Origin of the sequence: Streptomyces sp. NPDC020845, from assembly GCF_044334165.1 — a bacterium.
Taxonomy (GTDB): domain Bacteria; phylum Actinomycetota; class Actinomycetes; order Streptomycetales; family Streptomycetaceae; genus Streptomyces.
Map to the genome: position 1 here is coordinate 285057 of NZ_JBIRSJ010000014.1, position 24121 is coordinate 309177.

General features: G+C 69.5%; 22 protein-coding genes, 3 pseudogenes and 1 other annotated feature. Of the genes and pseudogenes, 12 read left to right on the forward strand and 13 right to left on the reverse strand.

Features of this window, described 5'->3' with window-relative positions; all coding sequences use genetic code 11:
• Nucleotides 1–18 precede the first annotated feature (18 nt).
• The 4 genes and pseudogenes from ACH4U7_RS35270 to ACH4U7_RS35285 all read right to left on the reverse strand — a co-directional run bounded on the left by ACH4U7_RS35270 (nucleotide 19) and on the right by ACH4U7_RS35285 (nucleotide 6466).
• Complete coding sequence (locus tag ACH4U7_RS35270) at nucleotides 19–2922, reverse strand: glycosyl hydrolase (RefSeq protein WP_398531850.1); 2904 nt, start codon at nucleotides 2920–2922, stop codon at nucleotides 19–21.
• Nucleotides 2923–3188: 266 nt separating this feature from the next.
• Nucleotides 3189–4687: pseudogene (locus tag ACH4U7_RS35275) on the reverse strand (MFS transporter).
• A gap of 152 nt (nucleotides 4688–4839) precedes the next feature.
• Nucleotides 4840–5211, reverse strand: a complete 372-nt coding sequence (locus tag ACH4U7_RS35280) for an ArsR/SmtB family transcription factor (RefSeq protein WP_398531851.1) — start codon at nucleotides 5209–5211, stop codon at nucleotides 4840–4842.
• A 271-nt stretch (nucleotides 5212–5482) separates the two neighbouring features.
• On the reverse strand, nucleotides 5483–6466 hold the full coding sequence (locus ACH4U7_RS35285; protein ID WP_398531852.1) for a formylglycine-generating enzyme family protein: 984 nt from the start codon (nucleotides 6464–6466) through the stop codon (nucleotides 5483–5485).
• Between the two features lie 283 nt (nucleotides 6467–6749).
• Between ACH4U7_RS35285 and ACH4U7_RS35290 the strand changes: the two genes are divergently transcribed.
• The 4 genes from ACH4U7_RS35290 to ACH4U7_RS35305 all read left to right on the forward strand — a co-directional run bounded on the left by ACH4U7_RS35290 (nucleotide 6750) and on the right by ACH4U7_RS35305 (nucleotide 10142).
• On the forward strand, nucleotides 6750–6914 hold the full coding sequence (locus ACH4U7_RS35290; RefSeq protein ID WP_398531919.1) for a hypothetical protein: 165 nt from the start codon (nucleotides 6750–6752) through the stop codon (nucleotides 6912–6914).
• Nucleotides 6844–7182: a fibronectin type III-like domain-contianing protein gene (locus tag ACH4U7_RS35295; RefSeq protein WP_398531853.1), complete on the forward strand. Its 339-nt coding sequence runs from the start codon at nucleotides 6844–6846 to the stop codon at nucleotides 7180–7182. Before ACH4U7_RS35290 ends, ACH4U7_RS35295 begins: the two co-directional genes overlap by 71 nt.
• A 193-nt stretch (nucleotides 7183–7375) precedes the next feature.
• Complete coding sequence (locus ACH4U7_RS35300) at nucleotides 7376–8860, forward strand: family 43 glycosylhydrolase (protein WP_398531854.1); 1485 nt, start codon at nucleotides 7376–7378, stop codon at nucleotides 8858–8860.
• 16 nt (nucleotides 8861–8876) lie between these two features.
• Nucleotides 8877–10142 carry a cytochrome P450 gene (locus ACH4U7_RS35305; RefSeq protein ID WP_398531855.1) on the forward strand — a complete coding sequence of 422 codons (1266 nt, stop codon included), beginning with the start codon at nucleotides 8877–8879 and terminating at the stop codon, nucleotides 10140–10142.
• A 165-nt stretch (nucleotides 10143–10307) separates the two neighbouring features.
• Here ACH4U7_RS35305 and ACH4U7_RS35310 read toward each other — a convergent pair whose 3' ends face one another.
• The 4 genes from ACH4U7_RS35310 to ACH4U7_RS35325 all read right to left on the reverse strand — a co-directional run bounded on the left by ACH4U7_RS35310 (nucleotide 10308) and on the right by ACH4U7_RS35325 (nucleotide 13232).
• Nucleotides 10308–10859, reverse strand: coding sequence for a hypothetical protein (locus ACH4U7_RS35310; RefSeq protein WP_398531856.1), 552 nt, complete (start codon nucleotides 10857–10859; stop codon nucleotides 10308–10310).
• Nucleotides 10856–11164 (reverse strand): hypothetical protein, encoded by a 309-nt coding sequence (locus ACH4U7_RS35315; protein WP_398531857.1) that lies wholly within the window; start codon nucleotides 11162–11164, stop codon nucleotides 10856–10858. Before ACH4U7_RS35315 ends, ACH4U7_RS35310 begins: the two co-directional genes overlap by 4 nt.
• A 133-nt stretch (nucleotides 11165–11297) precedes the next feature.
• Nucleotides 11298–11786 carry an ArsI/CadI family heavy metal resistance metalloenzyme gene (locus tag ACH4U7_RS35320; protein ID WP_398531858.1) on the reverse strand — a complete coding sequence of 163 codons (489 nt, stop codon included), beginning with the start codon at nucleotides 11784–11786 and terminating at the stop codon, nucleotides 11298–11300.
• Nucleotides 11787–11816: 30 nt separating this feature from the next.
• Complete coding sequence (locus ACH4U7_RS35325) at nucleotides 11817–13232, reverse strand: NAD(P)-binding domain-containing protein (protein WP_398531859.1); 1416 nt, start codon at nucleotides 13230–13232, stop codon at nucleotides 11817–11819.
• 59 nt (nucleotides 13233–13291) lie between these two features.
• On the opposite strand from ACH4U7_RS35325, the gene ACH4U7_RS35330 reads away from it, so the two are divergent.
• Genes ACH4U7_RS35330 through ACH4U7_RS35340 form a run of 3 tightly spaced genes read left to right on the forward strand, consistent with a single transcriptional unit; the run spans nucleotide 13292 to nucleotide 15313 of the window.
• Nucleotides 13292–14359, forward strand: coding sequence for a flavin-containing monooxygenase (locus ACH4U7_RS35330; RefSeq protein ID WP_398531860.1), 1068 nt, complete (start codon nucleotides 13292–13294; stop codon nucleotides 14357–14359).
• Nucleotides 14360–14401: 42 nt separating this feature from the next.
• A complete protein-coding gene (locus ACH4U7_RS35335) occupies nucleotides 14402–14776 on the forward strand; it encodes an ArsR/SmtB family transcription factor (protein ID WP_398531861.1) in 375 nt (124 codons plus the stop codon).
• Between the two features lie 51 nt (nucleotides 14777–14827).
• A complete protein-coding gene (locus tag ACH4U7_RS35340; RefSeq protein WP_398531920.1) occupies nucleotides 14828–15313 on the forward strand; it encodes a GNAT family N-acetyltransferase in 486 nt (161 codons plus the stop codon).
• A 40-nt stretch (nucleotides 15314–15353) separates the two neighbouring features.
• On the opposite strand, the gene ACH4U7_RS35345 is transcribed toward ACH4U7_RS35340, so the two are convergent.
• From ACH4U7_RS35345 to ACH4U7_RS35355, 3 genes are read right to left on the reverse strand one after another with little or no spacing between them, the layout of a single operon-like run.
• The gene (locus ACH4U7_RS35345; protein WP_398531862.1) at nucleotides 15354–16412 is read right to left on the reverse strand and encodes an ArsO family NAD(P)H-dependent flavin-containing monooxygenase; all 1059 of its coding nucleotides are present in this window, start codon (nucleotides 16410–16412) and stop codon (nucleotides 15354–15356) included.
• Nucleotides 16409–17503 (reverse strand): ACR3 family arsenite efflux transporter, encoded by a 1095-nt coding sequence (arsB, locus tag ACH4U7_RS35350; RefSeq protein ID WP_398531863.1) that lies wholly within the window; start codon nucleotides 17501–17503, stop codon nucleotides 16409–16411. The genes ACH4U7_RS35345 and arsB overlap by 4 nt, the downstream gene beginning before the upstream one ends.
• Nucleotides 17500–17808, reverse strand: a complete 309-nt coding sequence (locus ACH4U7_RS35355; RefSeq protein WP_398531864.1) for an ArsR/SmtB family transcription factor — start codon at nucleotides 17806–17808, stop codon at nucleotides 17500–17502. The genes arsB and ACH4U7_RS35355 overlap by 4 nt, the downstream gene beginning before the upstream one ends.
• Nucleotides 17809–17883: 75 nt before the next feature.
• Here ACH4U7_RS35355 and ACH4U7_RS35360 point away from each other — a divergent pair, with 75 nt between their 5' ends.
• From ACH4U7_RS35360 to ACH4U7_RS35370, 3 genes and pseudogenes are all read left to right on the forward strand, one after another.
• Nucleotides 17884–18522, forward strand: coding sequence for an arsenate reductase ArsC (locus ACH4U7_RS35360; protein WP_398531865.1), 639 nt, complete (start codon nucleotides 17884–17886; stop codon nucleotides 18520–18522).
• 35 nt (nucleotides 18523–18557) lie between these two features.
• Nucleotides 18558–18977, forward strand: a complete 420-nt coding sequence (locus ACH4U7_RS35365; RefSeq protein WP_398531866.1) for an arsenate reductase ArsC — start codon at nucleotides 18558–18560, stop codon at nucleotides 18975–18977.
• A 182-nt stretch (nucleotides 18978–19159) separates the two neighbouring features.
• A pseudogene (locus ACH4U7_RS35370) lies at nucleotides 19160–19362 on the forward strand (IS3 family transposase); the annotation flags it as partial.
• Nucleotides 19210–19323, forward strand: a sequence feature (AL1L pseudoknot). It overlaps the preceding pseudogene by 114 nt.
• A 190-nt stretch (nucleotides 19363–19552) precedes the next feature.
• Here the strand turns inward: ACH4U7_RS35370 and ACH4U7_RS35375 are convergent.
• Nucleotides 19553–20434: a LysR family transcriptional regulator gene (locus ACH4U7_RS35375; RefSeq protein ID WP_398531867.1), complete on the reverse strand. Its 882-nt coding sequence runs from the start codon at nucleotides 20432–20434 to the stop codon at nucleotides 19553–19555.
• A gap of 606 nt (nucleotides 20435–21040) precedes the next feature.
• Here ACH4U7_RS35375 and ACH4U7_RS35380 point away from each other — a divergent pair.
• Nucleotides 21041–21598, forward strand: coding sequence for a hypothetical protein (locus tag ACH4U7_RS35380; protein ID WP_398531868.1), 558 nt, complete (start codon nucleotides 21041–21043; stop codon nucleotides 21596–21598).
• A gap of 195 nt (nucleotides 21599–21793) precedes the next feature.
• The gene (locus ACH4U7_RS35385) at nucleotides 21794–23332 is read left to right on the forward strand and encodes an ATP-binding protein (RefSeq protein ID WP_398531869.1); all 1539 of its coding nucleotides are present in this window, start codon (nucleotides 21794–21796) and stop codon (nucleotides 23330–23332) included.
• Nucleotides 23333–23471: 139 nt separating this feature from the next.
• On the opposite strand, the pseudogene ACH4U7_RS35390 reads toward ACH4U7_RS35385, so the two are convergent.
• Nucleotides 23472–23837: pseudogene (locus ACH4U7_RS35390) on the reverse strand (transposase); the annotation flags it as partial.
• Nucleotides 23838–24121 lie beyond the last annotated feature (284 nt).

Consider the following 24121-nt stretch of genomic DNA (forward strand, 5'->3'; position numbering starts at 1 on the left):
GCGGTATGGACGGACGGGTCAGCCGCGGACCGGGACTTCGGCGTACGGGGTGAGGCGGACGGGGCCGATGAGGCCGTACTCCTGACGGGGCTTGTGTGCCTGTGCGGGGAATCCGTCGGTCACCCGCAGGGCGTTCCGCAGCGGGGTGGCCACGCGGACGGTGATCGTGTTGTCGCCTTCCCTGAGGTGACCGGCGAGATCGGCACGGCGGCTGATCTGGTCCACCGGAGGGAGGACCTTGCCGTTGACGGACACCTCGAAGGTATCGGTGACCCGGCCCAGGTCGAGGTGGGCGCCGTCGAGCCGGGACAGCCGCACCGTGGTCCGGTACGTGCCGACGCCCGAGGCGTCCTGGAGCTCGGGGATGTCCGACCAGGGCTTGAGCCCGTCGAGTTCGACCTGGTGTGTGGTGACCGCCCGTGCCCCATCGGTGCCGCGGTGCCAGGCCTCGACGGAGAGCGACCACTTGGTCAGCTGCCGCGCGGCCGGGACCTCGGGGACGGTCACGCGTTCCTTGGTGCCGTCGTCCAGCGTGACGGTGCAGGTGCCTGCCTCGGTGGCACGTAGGCCGAGACGGCCGCTTCGCGTGACCGTGACGTCGCCGCCACTGACGGCGACGGCGTGGCGTGCCCGGCCGCTGCCCGGGAGCGCGATGACGGTGGAGCCACCCGGTACCAGGAGGACCGGGACGGCGGTACGCCCCTTCTCCGTCCGGTAGCGGCCGAGCGGGGTGATCTCGCCGGTCCAGGCCTCGAGTCGGTGCGGCCTGCCGGCGCCGTCGAGGATGACCTCCCCGGTCACCGTGTTAGAGGTCGGGTTGTGCAGGTGGTAGAGCGCACCCCGGTCCAGGGTGCGGCACGTGGCCAGCAGGCCCGGCGCCGCGCCGGTGTCCGCGGCGGGCCGGACGCCGAGCTCGCTCAGGGCCTCGGCCGCTCCGCTCTGCTCGGTGACCCGGCGCACGGACGGCTGCTTCAGCAACTGTCGGATGATCGTGGCGAGTTCGGCGTCCTGCTGCTTGGCGTGGTGGGCGCCGGGAGTACGCCGCGGCGGCTCACCCACGACCACGATGGGCAGTCCGGCCCGGGCGTGCGCGAGAAGCCGGCGGGCGGTGTCCACCGGCAGAGTGGGCTGGCGGTCGATGATCAGCGCTCGGTAGGCCGGGCCCTCCGGGGCCAGACGACGGGCCTTCACGCGGGTGCCGTCCAGCTGGTGCGAGCCGGCGAAGTCGAAGGTGAACCCGGTCAGCCCGGCCGGCACGCGCGCCTCATTGACGTAGCTGTGCCGGTAGACGACGAGGTCCACCTGCGGTCTGCCCTGCCGCAGCAGCCACTGCATCCGGGTGGTCCAGCCGGTGATCTTGTCCGTGTCGGCCCAGGTGGTCTGCCGCGGTCCCCAGGACTCGGAGAACCCGTTGCCTCCCTGGCCGAAGGTGAAGGGTGAGAAGCCCGGCCAGGACTTCTCACCCAGTCCGTGCGCGGTCGCGAAGCCGTGGTAGACGACCTGGTTGACGCCGTGTGCGAAGGCCGTGTTGAAGTGCTTGAGCATCTGCGGCCAGGTCTGCGCGTACGCCTCGTTGAGCGTCGCACACCCTTCGAGGGAGAAGACCTCGTGACCGGCGAGGTGTACGGCACCGGAGGAGACCCAGTGCCATGTCTCGTCGTTGTAGTCGGGTGCGGTTCCCAGCGACTCGGTTTCGTTGACGTCGAGCGTCGCGGCGACGGTCGGGGTGTCGAGGGTGGTTCCGTACGGCTGGGCACGGAACGTGAGCCCGAGTCCGTGTGCCCAGTGCTTGAGCGGTTCCACGTGCTCGCTGATGTACAGGTCGGTCAGCGTGCGGAAGTAGTCGTCGCGTACCCGCGCGCCACCACCGTCGCTGAACTCGAAGTCAGGGGTGTCATCGGGCGTGACGCTCGTGTACTGCCGGTGGATCTTGTCGATGAAGACCACGGGCAGCCGATCGCGCAGCGCATAGCCGCGCAGCTTCTCGAATCGCTTCAGCAGATCCCACGTCCAGTGCAGGGCGGAATCCAGCTCCAAGGAATCCTCGAAGAGATTGCCACCGTTGCTCCTCAGCAGGCGGCGCAACCGCGGGGTGAAAACGTGAGTCTCCGTGTAGTCGATCGCGGCGCGGGCGCCCGCGGTGGCGAAGTGGTCGACCACATACGCCGGTTCGACCGCTACGTACTGTCCGGTGACCGCTGCCTGTCCGGTGCCGCGCTGCCAGTATCCGAGCAGCACCCACTGGTCGCCCTTCGGTGCGGTCCAGGTGATCTTCCCGTCGCGCACCTCACCGGTGAGCTCCACCAGCGATCCCTGCTCCAGAACGGTCGGCTTTGCGGCAGGGTCTCCCGAGCAGCGCCAGGCCTGTACTGCGATCAAGGTCTGCGCGGTGACGCCGCTGTGAGGGGCGGGACCCGCGGGAACCGGCCCCGTGTATGTCTCGCCTCCCGCCACGACGGTGCGTCCGTAGACCAGTTCCTGCGCCGCCTGTCCGCTGTCGGGCGTCAGCCCCGGTGCGAGCAGCGGCCAGGCGGGTCCGACGGTCAGGTCGACATGCACGCCGTACTTGCGGCCCGCCGCCACGGCCTGTTCGAGTCGGGCTGTCTGGGTGTCACTGCCCCAGCCGTACTTCTGGGGCTCCAGCGTCATCATGCACTGCAGCTCCACGCCTCCGAAGCCGCGGTCGGCGATCGTCTTGAGCTCGGCGTCCAGCGTCGCGGCCGCGATCTCACCGCAGGGCCACCAGTACCGGATCTTCGGCTTGGCGGCGGCCGGCGGAGCGGCGAACCGCTTTGCGAAGGAGGCCCCCAGTCCCGCGTCGGACGGAGCGGCGACAGCGGTTCCGGCCGTGGACACCACGCTGGGCGCCAGAGCCACCGCCGTGGTGCCTGCACAGAACTGTCTGCGGGAGAGAGAGCTCATCGGGACTCCATGGGGAAGTGCATCGCTCACACATGTTAATGAAACGTTTCAGCCAGGTTTCGACCCTGAGCCTAGGCGGGTGGGCATCTGCCCGACAAGGGTCTGCGCAGCGAAAATCTTTGAACGTGCGATTTTCGCGCGAGTTCGTGCGGGCCCACCCTGTCGGGGGCGGGGTGGGCCCGGGGTGCCTGTGGCGGGTGGGCGTGCGAGGAGCCCCCTCGGGGCATCTCGGAGTCCGGTGAGATGCGCCGAGGGGGAATGTGAGGCTACGCCCGGGTGCCGGAGGCCTCCGCGGGAGCAGTGGCCTCGCCGGCCGTCGGCTGCCCGGCGGTCGCGGAGGATGGCCGTTGGCCCGGCAGGAAGGAGGCCAGAGCGAGCGAGGCCAGAGCAGCTCCGCAGCCGATGGCCACGATCACCTCGAAGGCGTTCTCCGAGGGCAGGGCGTGGCCGCCGAAGTCGGTGGTCATCTGCGCGACGATCACACCGGCCAGCGCGCTGGCGACGGACGTACCGACGGCGCGCATCAGGGTGTTGACGCTGTTGGTGGCCGCGGTCTCGGCGGGTGCCACCGCGCCCATGATGAGCATCGGCAGGGCGCCGTAGGCGAGTCCGACGCCGGCGCCGATGACGCAGGAGACCAGGATCAGGTGCCAGACCTCGCTCATCAGCAGCAGGTTCAGCGCGTAGCCGGCGGCGACGACGACGGCGCCGATCATCAGTGTGGTCTTCGGGCCCCGGGCCTTGGAGATCTTCGCGGACACCGGTGCGGCGAACATGACGACCAGGCCCTGCGGCGCGAGCACGAAGCCGACGGTCAGCAGCGAGCCGCCCAGGCCGTAACCGGTCTGGTCGGGCAGCTGGACGATCTGCGGCACGAGCATCTGCAGCGAGAAGAGAGAGAAGCCGAACATCATCCCGGCGAGGTTGGTGAACAGCACCTGCGGGCGGGCGATGGTCTGCAGCTTGATCAGCGGCTCCTTGGCGCGCACCTCGAAGAAGCCCCAGGCGGCGAGGCCCGCGATGCCGGCCGCGAAGAGGCCGAGCGTGGTCGCGCTGCTCCAGCCCAGTCCGCGCCCTTGGACAGGCCGAGCAGCAGGCAGACGAGGGCGGCGGACAGGCCGAGGGCGCCGACCAGGTCGAAGCGGCCGCCGGTGCGCACCTTCGACTCGGGGATCAGCTTGAGGATGAGCGCGGTGGCGGCGGCACCGATGATGCCGGAGCCCCAGAACAGGATGTGCCAGTCGAAGTTGTCGGCGATGACCGCGGCGATCGGGAGGCCCAGTGCGGAGCCGATGCCGAGCGAGGCGCTCATCATGGCGGTGGCGGAGCCGAGCTTTTCGGCGGGCATCTCGTCACGCATGATGCTGATGCCGAGCGGGATGACACCGGCCGACAGGCCCTGCAGGACGCGCCCGATCAGCATCGGGATGAGGGAGTCGCAGGTGACCGCGGCATTGTTGCCCTGCCCGGCGGCCGCGCTGATCTGCCGGTTGGAGACCACGTGCACACCCCGTTCGGCGAACAGTCGCTCCGCCGTGACCAGCAAAGCCTCCCGAGTCTCACCGACCTGCGCGCCTCTGTTCGCCCTGTTCACCATCATCACCGCCACCTCGGGACATGACACGACTCCACGTCGGCCCGTCCTCGCTGTCCAGGACCTGCTCTGGGGCGGGGCGAGGGCGGAGTGCCCCGACCTGAAGAGAGCACCCAACGGCGGAGTCTCGGTGACGTACGCCGCCGTCAGCGTGAAGCCAGGGGACGTCATCACGGCGGAGTCGGTCATCGTCGGCTACTCGCGGAAGCAGGGGCGACTGGACCCGACGATTGAGGTCGCACACCAAGTGCAGCAGGAAGTGTTCGAGATCGGCGCCGTAGTCTCGTCGTTCGGACGGCAGGCCGGTCTGTTGAGGGGATCCCTCAGTCGGCGCCCTCGCGGTCGTCCTCGTCCTCGACGGTGCCGCCACGCAGGACCAGGTCCAGCAGGCCGGGGAAACGGGCGTCGAACTCCTCGCGCCGCAGCCGGTTGACCCGCTTGGGCCCCTCGTCCCGTTGCTCGACCAGTCCGGCGCCGCGCAGGACCGCGAAGTGGTGGCTCTTCGCGGCCTTGCCGACCGGTACGTCGAAGCTGCCGCAACTGCGCGTCCATTCCGGCGAGTCGGCCAACTCCCGTATCAACGCGATCCGTACGGGATCGGCGACTGCGGAGAGTGCGGTGAGGAGGGAGACCTCGTCGGGGTGTGTGTGGACCGGTGCCGACCGGTGACTTCCACCTGCGGCCTGGTTCGGCATACCCCGCTCCTCGCTGTCCGTACGCACTGGGCACCCGGAAGGTGCCCTGTGGCCAGATGAGTGTTCGATGAACATCTTACATTCCTGGCGTCGGCGCGGTCGGAAGTTGCTGAGGCACACCGGCTGACGGGTGGGCGCCGCCTGTCGGGCGAAAGGATTCCCTTCGATCTCCTCCGTGCTGAAGAAGACGGGCGCCCTCTTCTTCTACGCTGCGAGTGCTTTGCCATCGCGCACGGACACTCTCAGATCGCGCTCCGCGGCCGGATCCCCTCTATCGGCTGATGCGCGCCGCGCCGTCGGGATCGAGGTCCCGGGCGCAGCGGAACCCGGCGTGGCCGCTCGCCGCGTCGGGTGTGTTGGCGGTGCGGGAGGCCACGCGATAGCGGTTGCAGTAGGAGACGTGGCACATGTACGAGCCACCGCGGATGACTTTGTCCGTGCCGCGCGCTGGGCCGCGGGGATCGACCAGCGGAGGGCCGGGCGGCTCGTGTTCGGCGGTCCACCAGTCCGCGCACCACTCCCACACGTTGCCGGAGGTGTTGAAGAGGCCGTAACCGTTGGGCTTGAACGCGTCGACGGGAGCGGTGCCCCGGTAGCCGTCGGCTGCGGTGTTCTTGCCGGGGAAGGTGCCGCGCCAGATGTTGCAGCGGTACTCGCCGGCGGGATCGAGCGCATCCCCCCAGGGATACCGCTTCTGCTCCAGGCCGCCACGCGCGGCGTACTCCCACTCGGCCTCGGTGGGCAGGCGCTTGCCCGCCCACGCCGCGTACGCGATGGCGTCATTCCACGAGACGTGCACCACCGGGTGGTCGCCGCGCCCGTCGATCGTGCTGCCGGGGCCCTCGGGCTGGTCCCAGCGGGCGCCGGTGACGCCGCACCACCAGGGCGTACGGGGCGGTCGCGGGGCCCCGCGCCGCAGAGCGCCGGGCAGGAATCCCGCGAACACGTAGGACCAGCCGATGTGCTGGGCTTCGGTGATGTAGCCCGTGGCGTCGACGAACTCGCCGAACCTGTCGTTGCTGACAGCGTGCGCATCGATGTGGAAGGCGCTCAGACGCACCCTGCGGACCGGTCCCTCGCCATCGGACGGGATGCTCTCCCTGTCCTCGGTGCCCATGAGGAACTCGCCTGCGGGGATGAGGACCATACCGTCCAGGGCGCCGAGAGGGCTTGTGGCGGGCAGGGGCGCCGTGTGACCCTGCCGTCTGCCTGGTGGTGCGCAGCAGGAGGGGCGGGAAGCGGAACGGTGCTTCATGTGGTGTTCCTGAACTGCCGATTCGTGTGCTGGTGCCTGGGTCGTCGGCTCACACGGCAGCACTCTAGCCGCTAATTTTTTGGAGTGATAGATTTGTGTCATCGGCATGCCGCCTCCATGTGGAGCGACGCGGCCGGAAGCGCGACAGCGAGGCTTTGTGCGTGACGGTTCGAGCATGCCCCCGAAAGGTTCGGCTACCCGCTTCGGCGCCCGAGTGTGAGCCGAGGGGGCGGGCTGCGCCATCGCGCAGACCCTGTTCGGCCTGATCAACCCCGGCGGCAAGCTGCCCGGCGCCTTCCCGCGCCACCTGGGCCGGATCCCGCTCTGCCGCGGCCGCCACCACGGCAGCGGCCACGAATACCCAGGTGGCACCCGTCATGGCTACCGCGGCCTCGACGTCCAGGGTCCGCTCTACGTCTTCGGCCACGGACTGTCGTACGGGCGGTGAGACGGTGGTGCGGCTCTACGTCCACGGCGAGTTCGCCTCCGTGGTCCGCCCCGTTCGGCAGCTGATCGCGTTCCGGTGCGTCGATCTCGCCGCAGGGGAGGCCGAGAGCCTCGTGCTGGAAGCGCCGGTCGAGCGGCTGTACTACGCCCTGGCCGACGGCGGCCGTGGCATCGAGCCGGGCGAGGTCACCGGCCGGGCCGGGCTCGCGAGCGACGCACTCTCCTGTGTCGTGGCGACATCCGTCGATGAGGCGGCCAACCGGGTGTGAGTCCGGGCTCCGCGCACCGGGTCGTGTCGAGGGGGCGCTGTCGGCGGCCGGACCGACCCGCTGCGGCCTGGCTCAGGATGATCGAGCGCCTGTCTTTTGTTGAAAATCTTTGATCTACAGAAATTGGCGGCTAGGGTGATCCCGGATCTTCGCACAGGTCCCCGCCCACACGCGTGAGGAACGAAAGATCGACATGACCGGCAACCTCAACCCGATCATCCCCGGGTTCCACCCGGACCCGTCCATCTGTCGGGTCGGCGAGGACTACTACCTGGTGACCTCCTCCTTCGAGTACTTCCCGGGAGTTCCGATCTTCCACAGCCGGGACCTCGTGCGGTGGGAGCAGATCGGCAACGTCCTCGACAGGCCGAGCCAGTTGAGCCTGCGCCTGGGTCGGGAGGGAGCCAGTGCGGGCATCTACGCGCCCACCCTCCGGCACCACGACGGCCAGTTCTGGGTGGTGACCACGAACCGGGACGAGGTGATGAAGGGACATCTCATCGTTCGCGCGAACGACCCCGGGGGCGAGTGGAGCGACCCCGTCCACACCTCCGGCGCGATCGGCATCGACCCGGACCTGGCCTGGGACGAGGACGGTGCGTGCTACTTGACCTGGTCGGGCCCGCAGGGCGTCGCCCAGGCCACCGTCGATCCGGCCACGGGTAAGGTGCTGTCCGGACCGCGTGTCATCTGGCGCGGCACCGGCATGGCGCACACGGAGGGTCCCCATCTGATCCGGCGTGGCGCTTACTGGTACCTCCTGGTCGCCGAGGGTGGCACGGGCCCGGGGCACGGTGTGTGTGTCGCACGGTCCACCGCACCATCCGGTCCCTGGGAGCCGCATCCGGCGAACCCGGTCCTCTCGCATCGCAGCATCGCCCACCCAGTGCAGAACACCGGGCACGGCGACCTGGTCGAGCTGCCCGACGGATCCTGGGCGATGGTGCACCTGGGCGTGCGGCCGCGCGGATCCTTCCCCGAGTCCCACGTCAACGGTCGCGAGACATTCCTGACCGGCGTGGACTGGGTGGACGGCTGGCCTGTGATCGTCGAGGACCGGTACGCCGTCCCGGAGGCGCCGACCGCTTTCACCGACGACTTCGGCTCACCGCGGCTGCACCCGCGCTGGATCGCACCCGGCGTCGACCCCCGTTCCTTCGCGACTCCCCGCCCGGGCGGGGGCCTGTGCCTGTCGGCCGGCCGCCGGCCTGCCGCGCGTGACGCCGAACGGCTCCTGGCCGTCCGGGCCCGCGACGCCTCCTGGACCGCGTCCGCGATCCTGCCGGAGGGGGACGTGGCCCTCGTCGTACGCATCGACGACGCACACTGGGTCGCAGTGGAGCGCCAAGGCGGCACCCTCTGTGCCCGCGCGGTCATCGGACCGCTCGACCAGGTCCTGGCCACCGCCGACGGCATCGCGGCGGACCGCCCGCTCGCCCTCCGCGTGGCCGCCCACACCGAGCAGTACAGCTTCGCCAAGGGACCTGACGAGATCCACCTGGGCTACCTGACCGACACCGGGTTCCACACCCTCGCCACGGTCGACGGACGCTATGTCTCGACCGAGGTCGCCGGAGGCTTCACCGGGCGTGTGATCGGCGTCGAGGCACTCGGTACGGACGCGTTCCTCACCCGCTTCAGCTACGAGCCGCAGCCTGTTCCCCCCACCGCGTCCTGACATTGTGGAGAAAGACGTGACGCAAGTTGAAAGCCGGCCCAAGCCCGCACGGCCCCATCACGAGCTCGACATCTCCAGCCCGGAGTTCTGGGGCAAGACCTTCGACGAGCGCGAGCTGACCTTCGCGCGGTTGCGGGCCGAGGGCGGAGTCACCTGGCACGAACCGATGGGCGGCGGGATACCCGGTGCCGAGAAGGGCTTCTGGGCCGTGACCCGCCACGAGGACATCGTGGCCGTCAGCCGGAACCACGAGGGCTTCTCCTCGGCCGAGGGGGTCAGTGTCACCCCCCTGCCCAAGGAGGTCCAGCAGGAGACCTCCTTCTTCCTCGTCATGGACCCGCCCGACCACATGGCGTTCCGGCGTCTGATCAGTGCGGCCTTCACGCCTAAGCAGATCGCGCGCATTCAGGCGCAGATCGAGGCGGATGCGCGGGACATCGTGGACGGGCTGGTTGGCGCGGGCGAGATCGACTTCGTCTCGTCCTGCTCGGCCGTGCTGCCCATGCGCACCGTCTCCGACATGATCGGCATCGCCCCGCAGGACCGCGAGGCGGTCACCCGGGCGGCCGAGGTGTTGTTCGCGGGTCCCACCGAGGAGGATCTGGCCGCCGGCGTGGACGGCGCGGCCCTGGTGCGGCGTCAGGTCCAGGTGCTGCGCGAGGCGGCGATCGAGATCGCCCAGGACCGACGGCGCCGGCCCAGGGACGATCTGATGACCAAGCTCGTCCAGGCCGAGGTCGACGGCCGACGGCTGACCGACGAGCAGATCGGCGCCTTCATGGTCCTGCTGTCCACCGCGGGCAACGACACCACGAAGCAGACTACTTCGCACACCCTGCTGGCCCTCTCCAGGAACCCCGGGCAGAAGCGGTGGCTCATGGCGGACTGGCCCGCGCGCATCGGCACCGCAGTCGAGGAGTTCGTGCGCTACGCCTCGCCGGTCATGAACTTCGCGCGCGTGGCCAAGGCCGACACCGAGATCCGCGGTACCGCCATCCAGGCCGGCGAGAAGGTGGGGCTCTTCTACTGCTCGGGCAACCGCGACGAGTCCGTCTTCGACAGGCCCGGGGTTCTCGATCTCTCCCGGTCGCCGAACCCGCATGTCGGATTCGGCGGCGGCGGTGTCCACTACTGCCTGGGACACACGGTCGCCAAGACTCAGCTGAGGGCCCTCTTTCGCGAACTGCTCACCCGCGTACCCGACATGGAGGTGGGAGAGCCCGAATGGCTCCCGCACCAGTTCGTCCACGGCATCAAGCGACTGCCGGTCCATGTCCGCTGAGCGTCCTGGCACCGGCGGCGTCACTGTGTCGGGAGCCGACGGTCGCGGGGCGTGTGCGCCTGTCGGCCTCCTGGACACACGGTCATCGGAGAAGGCTCATGGCCGAGTGTACGTAGGAGTTTGTGCGCGTCGGGGTTGTGCACGGTGGTGGGCTGCTGGTGAGCGTCAGGAGCTGGCTGGCCTCCGCTTCGATGAGGGCGGTGTGCGTTGTAGTGCCGTTGGCAGGCGGTCAGGAAGGATGTGGTCGAGGGTTTCGCGCCGGATGCTGCCGATCACCCGTTCACAGTGGGCGATCATTCTCGGTGTTCGTGGCGCGCTCTTGATCACCTCCATGCCATCGGCCTCGAAGACGGCGTCGAAGGACTGTCCGTACTTGCCGTCGCGGTCACGTAGCAGGAACCGCAGGGAGTCCGTCCGCATGCCGAGGTCGGCGGCTGTGTTCCGGGCCTGCTGTACGGCCCATTCCTGGGTGGGATGGGCCGTGACGCCTGAGAAGTGGACGCGCCGGGTGCCGTGTTCGAGGAAGGCCGGCGCGTACAGTCGGCGTCCGAGCACGGTGTCGAGATGGAAGAAGTCTGCCGCGATGATGCCCTCGGCCTGGTTCGTGAGGAACTCGCGCCAGGTCGGGCCGGCGCGGCGTGGGGCCGGATCGATGCCCGCAGCGTTCAGAATCTCCCATACGGTGGATGCGGCGATCGGATGCCCGAGGCCAATCAACTCGCCCTGGATCCGCCCGTGGCCCCACCCCGCGTTTCCCGGGCGAGCCGCAGAATCAGTTCCCTGAGCGCCGCCCTGGTCGGTGGTCGCCCGGTCCGGGCGCGCTGCGCGCTGTAGTCCCATTTCGCCGCGATGAACCTGCGATGCCAGGCCAGCAGGGTGCCGGGCGTGACCGGGAAGACCTCACGCCACCGGTAGCGGGGTATCAGGCCCGACAGCGCAGCCAGCCAGAACCGATCAACGGGCTCATACCGCACCCGGCCGCTGATCTGACGACGCAACACCGCGTTCTCGTGCCGCAACACGAGCAACTCCGCGTCCTTCGTGGCCTGGCTGCGCAGCAGTACCCGAGGGTATGGACAGCAGCTTGCGGGCGATCTTGTACACCAGTGAGACGGTCACGCGGACATGCTGCCAGCCGAGACCGAATACCTGACGTCACCTGCGGCGACGACTTTCCGAGCCCCACACGCAGCAGCCGCCCGAGACGGCCGGTTCCTTCTTGGCCGCTTCGGCCGGGCCGGCACAGCAGGTGCTGTTCCGCTGCTTGGCCAGAGTCTCGGCGTCGGCCTTGACGACATAGACCTCCCAGGGCTCTTGGCCGGGGCCATGGACCCAGACCTTGTCCTGAAGGGCATAGCAGCAGGTGGTGTTGTTTTCCACGTCGGTGGTCAGTCCGGCCTGGCTCAGGCGGGTGGTGGCGGCGTGGACGTCCTCGGTGCTGTCGACCTCGACGCCGAGGTGGTCCATGCGCGTTGCCTCATCTGCCGCGCCCTCGACCAGGACGAGCTTGAGAGGGGGCTCTGCGATGGCGAAGTTGGCGTAGCCGTCGCGGAGCTTCGCCGGCTCGGTGCCGAACAGTTTGCTGTAGAAGGCGATGGATGCGTCCAGGTCGGGGACGCGGAGCGCGAGTTGTACGCGGGACATGACGGACCTCCTTGTGTGCGGGGTTGGCGTTCAGCAGCCGCCGGAGGCAGCCGGGGCACCGATGCCGATCTGGAGGGTGGCCGGGGCACTGCAGCAGCCGCCGTCCTCGCTGCCCTGGGCGGCGTCGGGGTCGTCGAACAGACCTGCGCCTCCGCACACGCCGGTCTCGGCCAGGGTGAGTTCGACGCGGTCGGCGGCCTCGAGGTCGCCGGCGATCGCGGCGGTGACGGAGCGGACCTGCTCGTATCCGGTCATGGCCAGGAAGGTCGGGGCCCGGCCGTAGGACTTCATGCCGACCAGGTAGATGCCCTGTTCGGGGTGGGCGAGCTCGCGGTGGCCGTGCGGGTAGACGGTGCCGCAGGAGTGCTGGTTGGGGTCGATAAGCGGGGCCAGGGCGACCGGGGACTGGAGGCGTTCGTCGAGGCCGAGGCGGAGCTCGTCGAGGAAAGACAGGTCTGGGCGGAAGCCGGTCAGCACGATCATCTCGTCGACCGCGTCGAGGCGGCGGCCGTCCTCGGCGACCAGGACCAGGCGGCCGTCGGCGTCACGCTCGATCGCCTCGGTGCGGAACCCGGTGACCGCGTCCGCGTAGCCGTCGTCGACGGCGGCCTTCGCGGCCAGGCCGAGGGCGCCGCGGGCGGGCAGTTGGTCGGCGGTGCCGCCGCCGAAGGTGGAGCCGGAGATGCCCCGGCGCAGGATCCACACCGCCTTCGTCCCGGCGCCGTCGCCGCTCTTGGCGAGGTCGGCCAGGTAGGCGAGCGCGGTGAAGGCGGAGGCGCCGGACCCGATCACGGCCGTGCGCTTGCCCGCGTACCGGGCCCGGACGGCAGAGTCCTTAAGGTCCGGGACGCGATAGGTGATCCGGTCGGCGGCCGCCTTCTCGCCGAGGGCGGGCAGGCCGCTGCCGCCGGCCGGGCTGGGCGTGCTCCAGGTGCCGGAAGCGTCGATGACCGCGAGGGCGGAGATCCGCTCCTCGCGCCCGTCGGCGTGGGTGACGTGGACGACGAACGGCTGCTTGTCCCGGTCGGCGTCCACGATCCGGTCCCGGCCGGTGCGCGAGACGCCGGTCACCCGGGCACCGAGGTGTACGCGGTCGCCGAGGACGTCGGCCAGTGGTTGGAGGTAGAGCTCGGCCCAGTCCGCGCCGGAGGGGTAGGTGGCCGGGTCGGGCCGCGTCCAGCCGGCCGGGGCGAGGAGCTTTTCGGCGGCCGGGTCGACGACTTCACCCCAGGTGGAGAACAGACGCACGTGCGACCAAGCGCGCACCGCGGCACCGGCGGTCGGCCCGGTCTCGAGCACCAGGGGCTCAATGCCCCGGCCGATGAGGTGGGCGGCGGCGGCCAGACCGGTGGGTCCGGCTCCGACTACGACGACGGGCAGCTCGGTGGCGTTCACGGCGACTCCTTGCGTGTTTCGACATCCGTCGATGGCTTGCGCCGCCAGCATGGCACCTGTATTGATAAGCGTCAACATAGACATTTATCGAATTCAGCGGGGGTCCGTTCATGGAGCACGCCGACGTGGTCGTCATCGGGGCGGGGCAGTCCGGGCTGGCCACAGCCCATGCGTTGCTGGAGCAGGGTCTGCGGCCGGTCGTCCTGGAGGCATCCGAGAAGGCGGCCGGATCATGGCCGCGCTACTACGACAGCCTCGCCCTCTTCTCGCCCGCCCGGTACAGCTCCCTGCCCGGTATGCCGTTCCCTGGCGCCGACCCGGACCGCTATCCGCACCGCGACGAGGTCGTCGCCTACCTCACCGCCTACGCCGACTGGCTGGGTGCCGGGATCCGTACCGGGCAGCGGGTCACAGCCGTACGCCAGGGCGGGGCCGGGGCGGAGTACGAGGTGGAGCTTCACGGGGGCGGCCGGCTCTCGGCGCGCGCCGTGGTCGCGGCATCCGGCACCTTCGGGCGGCCGCACCGCCCGGCAATGCCCGGTCTGGACGGCTTTTCCGGCACGCTGCTGCACACGGCGGACTACCGCAATCCCAAGCCGTTCGCCGGGCAGCGCATCGTGGTCGTCGGGGCGGGCAATTCCGCGGTGCAGATCGCTGCCGAACTCGCCCGCTCCGCAACGGTCACGCTCGCGAGCCGGAACCCGGTCAAGTTCGCCCGCCAGCGCATCCTTGGCAGCGACCTGCACTTCTGGCTGAAGCACACCGCAGTGGACACCGCGCCGCTGGGCCGGCTGGTGCGCACGCCACCGACACAGCTGGTTATCGACGATGGCCGCTACCGCGCCGCGCTCAGCGCCGGAACACCTGACCGGCGGCCGCTGTTCACGGCCGTCGACGGCGCGAAGCTCCTGTGGCCGGACGGGACGCGGGAAGGAGTGGACACGATCTTGCTGGCCACCGGCTACCGTCCGGACCTGCCCTACCTCGCCGGCCTCGACGGCGCCTTCGACGCCGCGGGGCATCCGTGCCACCGCGAGGGCATCGCCACGGGTGTGCCGGGTCTGGCGTTCGTCGGGCTGGAGTGGCAGCGCAGCCTGTCGTCGAACTCGCTGCGGGGGGTTGGCCGGGACGCGGCCCGCGTCGCCCGGCGCCTGGCCGCCTACCTCGCGCACCCGTGACAGCCCTCTGCCGGCTGGTTAGATGTATGTCAACATAGACGCATGTCGAATGCGAAGGTGCTGCCGCTGCTCGAGCCCGCCGACGGCAAGGCCGTGGCGCCGTGCTGCCCGCCGCTGACCGAGCGCCCGATGACCGCAGCCGAGGCCGAGACGGCCGCGCGCATGTTCAAGGCGCTCGGCGACCCGGTCCGGCTGCGGCTGTTCTCCGCCGTGGCCTCGCACGAGGGCGGCGAGGCGTGCGTGTGCGACATCTCCGATGTCGGCGTCTCCCAGCCCACCGTCTCCCACCACCTGAAGAAGCTCAAGGAGGCCGGGCTGCTCACCTCCGAGCGGCGCGGCACCTGGGTCTACTACCGGGTCGAGCCGTCCGTGCTCGCGGCGATGGGCAAGCTGCTGGCACTGCCGGCCGCAGCCTGACGGAGAACGTAGAAAAAGGGGCCGCAGTTGAGGAGCGAAGCGTTGAGCGCGGTGATCGTGCCGCTGGCAGCGGAGCACTCCGAGCAGGTCATCGCGATCTACCAGGCGGGCATCGACGAGGGCAACGCCACCTTCGAGACCAGCGCGCCGACCTGGGAGGCGTTCGACACCGCGAAGCTGGCCGAGCACCGCTTCGCCGCGCTGGACGAGGCCGGAGTGGTGCTCGGCTGGGTCGCCGCGACCAAGGTCTCCGACCGGTGCGCGTATGCGGGCGTGGTGGAGCACTCCGTCTACGTCCACCCCTCAGCCCGGGGCCGCGGCATCGCCTCCGCCCTGCTCAAGGCGCTGATCGACTCCACCGAGCAGGCCGGGATCTGGACCATCCAGTCCGGGATCTTCCCGGAGAACACCGCCAGCCTCGCCGTTCACCAGCGCGTGGGATTCCGCGTCATCGGGACCCGGGAGAGGATCGGTTGCCACCACGGCGTCTGGCGCGACGTCGTCCTCGTCGAGCGCCGTAGCCCCGCCATCACGTAGTCCGCGCTGCTCCACCGCTTCCCTCACCGATGGTGTGGCGTCACAGCAGGCCCGCGATCTCCCGGGCCGCGTCTCGGGCCGGACGGCCGACGCCGATGAGGGTGGCGGAGGCGGGGCCGGTCCAGTCGCCGTAGCCGAGCAGGTGCAGGCGTGGCTCGTCGAGGGTGCGCGTGCCGTCGGTGGCGATGTGCCCGCGCGGGCCGCGCAGGTTCAGCGGGGCGAGGTGGGCCAGGGCCGGACGGAAGCCGGTGCACCAGAGGATCGTGTCCGCCCCGACGCGGCTGCCGTCGGCCCACCGGGCGCCGTCAGCGGTGAGCCGGGAGAACATCGGCTTCGCCGTCAGGAGCCCGGCGTCGCGGGCGGCGCGTACGGGCGGCACGGCGACGATGTCGCCGAGTGAGGCGACCCCGCCGGTGTCGCTGCGGCCTGCGTCGAGGGCGCGGCGGCGGGCGGTGGCGACGTCGAACAGGACGCGGCCGTCGATGTCGTCGGCCAGGAAGCGCGGCGGGCGCCGCGTCACCCACGCCACCTCGACGTCGCCGTCCAGGGCGAGGTCGGCGGCGATCTGCGCGCCGGAGTTCCCGCCGCCGACCACGATGACGCGCTGCCCGGGGAAGTCGGCCGGATGGCGGTAGTTCACGGTGTGTATCTGCCGCCCGGCGAAGATGCCACGGCCGGGGACGGCGGGGATGAAGGGCCGCGACCAAGTGCCGGTCGCACTGACCACCGCCCGTGCCCGCCAGGCGCCGCAGTCAGCCTCGACCCGGAGCCGGTCACCGTCGCGGCGTACGGCGTCGACACGGATGCCGTGCTGAACGGGCAGGCCGTAGCGCTTCTCGTAGTCGGCGAGGTAGTCCACCACATGCCTGGCATCGGGATAGGTCTGGCCGGGCTGGGCGGGCATGAGCCGCCCGGGGAGAGAGGAGTAGGCGGCCGGGGAGAACAGGTGCAGTGACTCCCACATGTGCTGCCAGGCCCCACCCGGCGCCGTCCCGGCGTCGAGGACGGTGAAGTCGAGGCCCTGGCGGCGCAGGTGGTAGCCGGCGGCGAGCCCCGCTTGGCCGCCGCCGACCACCACCACATCCACGCTCTGGGTCATGAACCCGGCTGCGCGGCGGCGAACTTCCGCCGCCAGGCCAGAGAGACGTAGACCAGCGCGACAAGGACGGGGACCTCGATGAGCGGGCCGACGACGCCGGACAGGGCCTGGCCGGAGGTGACGCCGAAGGTGGCGATCGCGACCGCGATCGCGAGCTCGAAGTTGTTGCCGGCCGCGGTGAACGCGAGGGTCGCGGTGCGGTCGTAGGCCAGGCCGATCGCCTTACCGAGGGCGAAGGTGCCGAACCACATGAGGGCGAAGTAGACGAGCAGCGGCAGCGCAATCCGGGCCACGTCCAGCGGCTGGGAGGTAATCGTCTTCCCCTGCAGCGCGAAGAGGATGACGATCGTGAACAGCAGCCCGTACAGCGCCCACGGCCCGATCTTCGGCAGGAAGCGCTGCTCGTACGCCTCGCGGCCCAGTTTCTGCTCGCCTACGCGGCGGGTGAGGAACCCGGCGAGCAGTGGGATGCCGAGGAAGATGACGACGTTCAGGGCGATTTTCCACATGGAGATGTCGAGCCTCTCGCCGTCACCGAGGCCGAGCCAGCCGGGCAGCAGGTCGAGGTAGAACCAGCCGAGCAGGCCGAACGCGAGGACCTGGAACACCGAGTTCAGCGCCACGAGGACGGCGGCGGCCTCGCGGTCACCGCAGGCGAGGTCGTTCCAGATGATGACCATGGCGATGCAGCGGGCCAGGCCGACGATGATCAGTCCAGTGCGGTACTCGGGCAGGTCCGGCAGGAAGCTCCACGCCAGGGCGAACATGATGGCCGGGCCGACGATCCAGTTGATGGCCAGCGAGGAGACCATCAGCCTCTTGTCGCCGGTGACGGCGTCGAGCTTGTCGTAGCGGACCTTGGCCAGCACCGGGTACATCATGATCAGCAGGCCGAGGGAGATCGGCAGGGAGACGCCGCCGATCTCGACCTTCGCCAGGGCGTCGTTCAGGCCGGGGATCAGCCGGCCAAGCCCGAGGCCGACGGCCATGGCGGCCAGGATCCACACAGCCAGGTAGCGGTCGAGGGTGGAGAGCCTGGCGACGACCGAGGCTTCCTCGGTGGTGGGCGCAGGGGCTTCGGTGCGGGTCACGGGCAGGCCCTCTTGGTGTCGGCGTTGGCGCGGGCGGTTTCGGCGAGGTCGGTGAACTGCCCGGCGAGCGTCTCGATGACCTCGGGCTTGAGCCGGTAATAGGTGAACCGGCCGCACGGCTCGGTCTCCACCACACCGGCCTGCCGCAGCACCTTCAGATGGTTGGACAGGTTCGTCTGCTTCGCGCCCGTCTCCTCCACCAGGTGCGTGGTGCACAGCGTCTCGCGGGCCAGCAGGGTCACGATCTGGAGCCTGAGCGGGTCGGCCAGCACCCGGATCAGTTCAGTGTCGACTGACGTCAGCATGGGCTGATATTGTCACATCACCTCGGACTGATACCAGTCTGGGCTGACCTGTAGGCCCGTCGGAAGGGTCTTCCCATGTCCGCCCCGTCTTCACCACCCGTCCTACCCGACGAGCGCCTGGCCGCCGGCGCCGCCCGGCTCGCCACCCGGCATGCCGGTCGATTCTCGGCCGAGACCGTGCAGGGCCTGCTCGCCGACTCCTACTGGCGCCTGGCCGAGGCCGCCTCCGTCACCACACACCTGGTCGTGCTGGCCGAGCGTCTGACCGCCGAGCGCCTCGACGCCCTCACCCACATCCAGAGCGCGCCGGGCTCTGGGCTGCCGAGGGTGCTGTTCGTGTGCAGCCACAACGCCGGCCGCTCCCAGATCGCCGCCGCACTGCTGGAGCACCGGGCGGGCGGCCGGGTCACGGTCTCCTCCGCTGGCACCCACCCAGGGCCCGAGATCGAGCCGTACATCGCGCAGGCCCTGACCGAGGCGGGCGCCGATGTGGCCGCCGCATTCCCCAAGCCGCTGACCGACGAGCTCGTCCAGGCCGCCGACATCGTCATCACCATGGGCTGCGGCGACGCCTGCCCCGTCATGCCCGGCCGCCAGTACCTGGACTGGCCCGTCCCGGACCCCGACGGTGCTCCGCTCGAGGTCGTACGAGCCATCCGCAACGAGATCAACACCCGCATCACCGACCTGCTCGCCGGCCTGCCGAGCACCTGACCCCCGCACGACCCCACCTCGTGAAGGAAGAACGCATGTCCTCCGCTCCGCTCGCCTCCGTGCTGTTCGTCTGCGTCCACAACGCCGGCCGTTCGCAGATGGCCGCCGGATTCCTCTCCCACCTCGCGGGCGACCGGGTCGAGGTCCGCTCCGCCGGCTCCGTCCCGGCCGACCAGGTCAACCCAGCCGCCGTCGAGGCGATGAAGGAGGTCGGCATCGACATCACCGACCAGAAGCCGAAGATCCTGACCACCGAGGCCGTGCAGGCGTCCGACTACGTCATCACCATGGGCTGCGGCGACGCCTGCCCGATCTTCCCCGGCAAGAAGTACCTCGACTGGGCGCTCGAAGACCCGGCCGGCAAGGGCGTCGAAGCCGTGCGCCCGATCCGCGACGAGATCAAGACCCGCATCGAGGCCCTCATCGCCGAGATCGACACCAAGGTGACCTCGTGAGGCTGAGCGTGTGAGTTGGCGGGACTCCGTGTGACTGCGACGGTGCACGGCGCAGCGGGATGGACGCCGATCAAACAAGGGCTGACCTTCCACGGCCTGCGGCACTCCCACAAAACCTGGCTCATCGAAGACGACGTCCCCGACGCCGCCGTGATGAGTCCGAGCGAATCCGGCAACTGGAGGAGCGGAACGCCGAGTTGCGGCGGGTGAACGAGATCATCAAGGCTGCGGCTGCTTTTTTCGCAGCGGAACTCGACCCCCGACCGCCGCGCTGATCCGCTTCATCGACGCCCACCGCGACCGGTTCGGTGTCGGACCGATTTGCCGCACCCTGGCCATCGCCCCTTCGGCCTATTACGCGGCCAAGCGCCGTCCGCCTGCGGCCCGGTCGGTGCGCGACGCTGAGCCGAGGTCCGCACCACCGTGCCCGGCAAGGACGGCCGACGCGCGGGCGACCTGGTAACCGCGACTTCCATGCGGCGGGTCCGGACCGGCCGTGGGTGGCGGACTTCACCTATGTGCTCTGCTGGGCTGGCACCATCTGCGTCGCGTCCTGCGTCGATGGGGCATCAGCGTCAGGACGCTGCGGGACCAAGGGCGAGGAGGGCCCGCAGCGGCCGGGTGGCCTGCGGTGTGCCCCGCCAGATCAGCGCCTTGCGGTAAGTGAGGGAGGGACTGACCGGGACGGCACTGACTCGGGGATTACCGGCGAGGGCCCGGTCAGTACCCACCGACAGCGAGACGCCGACACCCGCCTCCACCAGGGCGACGTGGAGGGCCCCGTCGTTGGTCGCGTACCGGGTGGTGAAGTCGATGCCGGCGGCATCGAACGCGGACTGCAGCCATGGCCGCAGTCCGCTGTCCTGGCCGTAACTGATCAAGGTCTTCCCGGACAGCAGCTCGATGGGGATGCTTTTCCGACCTGCCAGCGGGGAGTCCGCCGAGACGACGGCCACGATCTCGTCTTCGAGCATGACCACGCTGCGCAAGCCTTCGGGCAGAGACCGCTCTGGAAGGGCCACCACGGCGGCATCCAGCTCGCCGTTCTCGACGCGCGAGATGAGCTCGGCGCTGCGCCCGTCGACGAGCTGTACGGCGACGCCTGGGTACTGGCGGTGGAAGGCGCCCAGGAGCGCGGGCAGGCGGGTGTGCTCGACCCCGTCCACGGTGCCCAGGACCAGCGTGCCGGTGACCAGCGCGGTGCGGGAGGCGAACTCGGCGGTCACCCTGTCGGCGTCGGCGAGAGTCTGGCTGGCCATCGGAAGCAGTACCCGGCCCGCCTCGGTCAGGCGCACGCTGCGTGCGTTGCGTTCGAAGAGCGCTTCGCCGAGTTCCTTCTCCAGGGAGCGGATCTGGTGACTGACGGCGGGCTGTGCGACCGACAGCCGCTCGGCGGCGCGGGTGAAGCTCTGCTCCTCAGCCACGGCAACGAAGAACCGCAAGGTCCTCAATTCCACGATCATTAACCTCATTTATTGCTGGCATCAAAAATTGGTCTTTGACCTCGATGCCACTTATCTCCACTGTAGAGGCATGACAGATGTGCAACAGGCGTCGAAGCGCCTTGACGGGGTTGGTCCGAAGACTGCGGACACCTCTGACCGGGCCGGACTCAGCAGCAGGCACGTGACATGGATGTCGATCGCGGCCGGAGTGAGCGTCGCCACGGTCTTCACCGTGGACGCCCGCCGACGACCGGCGCGAGTACCCCGTCCGCCCTGCACAGCAGACTCGTGACCTGCAACTTCGGATGCGCGGTGCTCAATGCACTGTGTGCACATCGGCGGTGCACTGGCGGGCATGCGCCTCCGGTCCACCGGTCTAGGGTGATGGCATCCGGAGAAGGCGAGCAGATGCTGTATCCGACGCCGTGGCGCCGGTGATCCCGGTGCTGGAACCCGCGGCGACGGCTGGCCCGCACCACCTCCTCGCCCTGACCCCGTCGAAGGCCACAAGGCGGTCGACGGATTACCGAGGGCGGTCGAACCGGCAGTGTCCGGTGGGCCTTCCCCTGTACAAGCCGGCCCGGCTCCAGCCGTGGCCCTCGCTGAAGGAAGCAAGCAATGAGTGATTCAAAGAAGGTCCTGTCCGATCTGGTCCTTTCCACCTCTACGGAACACGCGCCGCTCGACGCGCCCTGGGACGCGATCGACATCGCCGACTGGCTGCTGAACCTTCCGGACAAGGAATACCAGCGCTGCGCTCCGCCCGACCACAAGGCGGCCGGATACACCACCACCGACGACGGCCGGCCGATGTCGATCAACGTGGAGATGATCGGCACCGGGCTGGTGATCCAGCACTACGTCGCCGAGATCGCCGAGAAGCATCACTGCCACATGGTGTCGCTCTCCGATGTGCTCACCCCGCATGGCTGGACGACGGTCCAGGTGATCTGGGATCTGTCGGCCAAGGACAACGGCGACGGCACCGTCACCTACACCAACCAGGTCACCAGCCACCCCACCCAGGAGTTCATAGAGTTCAACGAGAAGAACGGTGGCACCTTCGAGGAGGCCGCGGCCGCACGGCAGGCCGCCTCCGGTGATCACAACCGGCGGGAAACACCGCTGTTCGCCGCGAGCATCGCGCGCCACGCCCTGGCACGGAGCTCACGGTGACCACGCAGGCCGACTCGCGGCGGCATCCTCCACGAGTACCGGAATACGGCGTGACCTGCACGGATGAGGTTTCCGGCAAGGGCAAAGTGCAGGTGCAGCGGCGTCCGGGCGGGTATAGCCACGCCTCATCGAGTTTTGTATAAGTCGGGCTATACTGATTCCGTAGGGTTCGTGTAGGCCTATCTGGAGTCGAGCATGGAGAAACCAGGGCATGTGCTCGACCGCGACGCGCAGTGGGCGGCGCTGGTGCGTTTCCTTGAGAGGGGAGGGCAGCCGCTGCGCATCGGGCTGGTCTCCGGGCGCCGCCGTCACGGCAAGTCCTTCCTGCTGCGTGCCCTGTGTGATGTGGCGGGTGGCCTGTACATCACGGCGGTCCAGGAAGAGGGAACGCGCGCGGCGCAGCACCGCTTCTGCGCCGCCATCGCGCGGCACGCCGGCCTGCCCGAGGGCGCCGTCCGACTCGATGACTGGGAGCAGATCCTCACCACAGCGCTTCAGGTGGTGGCCCGGCGCGCCGAAGCCGGCGGCGCCCCGCTGCTCGTGATCGATGAATTCCCGTACCTGCTCACCCACAGCCCGCAGCTGCCCTCGCTGCTCCAGCACCTGTACGACAGCTCGCAGTCCGACAGGGCCCCCGGTGGACGCCTCATTCTGTGCGGGTCGGCGATGTCGGTGATGCACGAGCTGCTCTCGGGCACCAAACCGCTGCGCGGCCGTGCCGTACTGGACATGCGGCTGGGCCCCTTCAGCTACCGGCAGGCCGCCGCGCTGTGGGGCATTGACGACCCGCAGCTGGCCTTCCAACTGCACGCGGTCCTCGGCGGGGCCCCGGGCTACCGGCAGTTGGTTCAAGACGATCCGCCGACCGGTGTCGACGGTTTCGGCGACTGGGTCGTGGACAACCTGTTCGACATCGACCTCGGCCTGTTCACCCGCAACGAGACGGAGTACCTGCTCCGCGAGGACCCGCGGATCACCAACCGCGTCGTCTACTACGAGGTCCTCTCCGCCGTCGCGGCCGGAGCCACCACTCCCAGCAAGATCGGCGGACTCATCGGACGTGAACGCACCGCCCTCGCCCACATCCTCGACGTCCTCCTCTCATCCGGTTACCTGCGCCGCGAGGACGACCTGCTGCGCCAGCGCAAGCCCACCATCACCGTGGCCGACCCGATCATCCGCTTCAACCAGCTGATCACCGTCCCCTACCCCGACCTGCTCGAGCGCCGCGAAGGCCAGCAGGTGTGGCAAGCGGCTGCCCCCACCTTCGCCTCCCAAATCCTCGGCCCCCACTTCGAAGAACTCGCCCGGGACTGGGTGCGGCTCTACGCCGCCGACGAAGCCGGCATCACCGCCGGAGCGGTCGGCACCACCGACATCCACGACACCCAGGGACGCGCCAAGCATGAACTCGATGTCGTCGCCCTCACCCCTGGCGACAAGCCGCGCACCCCAAAGGCGCGCATCTCCCTGCTCGGCGAGGCCAAGGCGACCGTCCGACGCCGTGGTGTGGAAGACCTGGAACGCCTGGAGCGCATCCGCACCGTTCTGGATTCTCAAGGCCATGACAGTGCCGATGCCGCCCTGGCCTTGTTCTCCCAGCACGGCTTCACCCCGCCGCTCCGCGAGATGGCCGCTCGCCGTGATGACGTTCACTTGATCGGCCTTGCCACACTGTATGGGCGCAACGACCATCAGCTGGGATCGCATGATGCGCTCCGGCATGGCACTTGACGGCTACGGCTACGGCGCTGTAGCGCGCTGGGCGGCGCTTCAGGGCAGGGAGAGCCTTAAAGTGACGCAAACGATGGGCCCGGCCGCCTGCCCGCAGCAGGCCCCGCTCGTTGCACTGCGCGAGGATGGCGTCCAGGATCTGCTGTTCCAGGCCGTGGGCGATCAGCCGGTCGCGGAACTCGCTGAGCACCGAGAAATCGAAGCCAGGATCGGTCAGTTGGAGGCCGAGGGCGTATTTCCAGTCGATCCGGCCGCGTACCGCATCAGCGGCCTGCCGGTCGGTCAGCCGCTCTGCGTACTGCAACACGCTGACCAGCGCCAGCATCCCCGGAGACACGGACGGACCGCCCCGGTGTGCGAACGCCGCCACGAACCGATCGCTTTCAAACACCGCCCCGAACTCGTCCCTGATCCGCATGGCCAGACAGCCGCGCGGGAACGCAGCACGGGCGACCCTCGCCGTGGACTCAGGCACCGCAGGCGCAGGCAACGGACGCATCGACATGATCCCCCCCCTCGCCCCCAGGAAACAGACCCGACAACGAGCAGTGTCCACCGCACCCGAAGGTCATTCCAGGCGAACCATCACATCGACCAACAGAGTTCCACAGGCGCTGATCGAATCGGGCCTCACCATGAATCGGGCGACAGAGTCGCTCAGGGGCCCGCGCGGCGCTGGTGCAGGGCGTGGCCGTCACTACCTCCCTCGGCTACCTCTACCAATCGACTTCGAGCAGCAACTGATCACATCACGTAAGCCGCAACTCACCGCATGAAACGCGGTGTCCA

What these genes read in the sequence shown, in the direction of transcription:
- ACH4U7_RS35295 (WP_398531853.1), top strand. Translation starts at nt 6,844, where the DNA reads ATGGCTACCGCGGCCTCGACGTCCAGGGTCCGCTCTACGTCTTCGGCC.
- ACH4U7_RS35345 (WP_398531862.1), bottom strand. Translation starts at nt 16,412, where the DNA reads ATGACCCAGAGCGTGGATGTGGTGGTGGTCGGCGGCGGCCAAGCGGGG.
- ACH4U7_RS35330 (WP_398531860.1), top strand. Translation starts at nt 13,292, where the DNA reads ATGGAGCACGCCGACGTGGTCGTCATCGGGGCGGGGCAGTCCGGGCTG.
- ACH4U7_RS35300 (WP_398531854.1), top strand. Translation starts at nt 7,376, where the DNA reads ATGACCGGCAACCTCAACCCGATCATCCCCGGGTTCCACCCGGACCCG.
- ACH4U7_RS35385 (WP_398531869.1), top strand. Translation starts at nt 21,794, where the DNA reads ATGGAGAAACCAGGGCATGTGCTCGACCGCGACGCGCAGTGGGCGGCG.
- ACH4U7_RS35335 (WP_398531861.1), top strand. Translation starts at nt 14,402, where the DNA reads ATGTCGAATGCGAAGGTGCTGCCGCTGCTCGAGCCCGCCGACGGCAAG.
- ACH4U7_RS35320 (WP_398531858.1), bottom strand. Translation starts at nt 11,786, where the DNA reads ATGTCCCGCGTACAACTCGCGCTCCGCGTCCCCGACCTGGACGCATCC.
- ACH4U7_RS35325 (WP_398531859.1), bottom strand. Translation starts at nt 13,232, where the DNA reads ATGCTGGCGGCGCAAGCCATCGACGGATGTCGAAACACGCAAGGAGTC.
- ACH4U7_RS35380 (WP_398531868.1), top strand. Translation starts at nt 21,041, where the DNA reads ATGAGTGATTCAAAGAAGGTCCTGTCCGATCTGGTCCTTTCCACCTCT.
- ACH4U7_RS35365 (WP_398531866.1), top strand. Translation starts at nt 18,558, where the DNA reads ATGTCCTCCGCTCCGCTCGCCTCCGTGCTGTTCGTCTGCGTCCACAAC.
- ACH4U7_RS35360 (WP_398531865.1), top strand. Translation starts at nt 17,884, where the DNA reads ATGTCCGCCCCGTCTTCACCACCCGTCCTACCCGACGAGCGCCTGGCC.
- ACH4U7_RS35270 (WP_398531850.1), bottom strand. Translation starts at nt 2,922, where the DNA reads ATGAGCTCTCTCTCCCGCAGACAGTTCTGTGCAGGCACCACGGCGGTG.
- ACH4U7_RS35285 (WP_398531852.1), bottom strand. Translation starts at nt 6,466, where the DNA reads ATGAAGCACCGTTCCGCTTCCCGCCCCTCCTGCTGCGCACCACCAGGC.
- ACH4U7_RS35280 (WP_398531851.1), bottom strand. Translation starts at nt 5,211, where the DNA reads ATGCCGAACCAGGCCGCAGGTGGAAGTCACCGGTCGGCACCGGTCCAC.
- ACH4U7_RS35355 (WP_398531864.1), bottom strand. Translation starts at nt 17,808, where the DNA reads ATGCTGACGTCAGTCGACACTGAACTGATCCGGGTGCTGGCCGACCCG.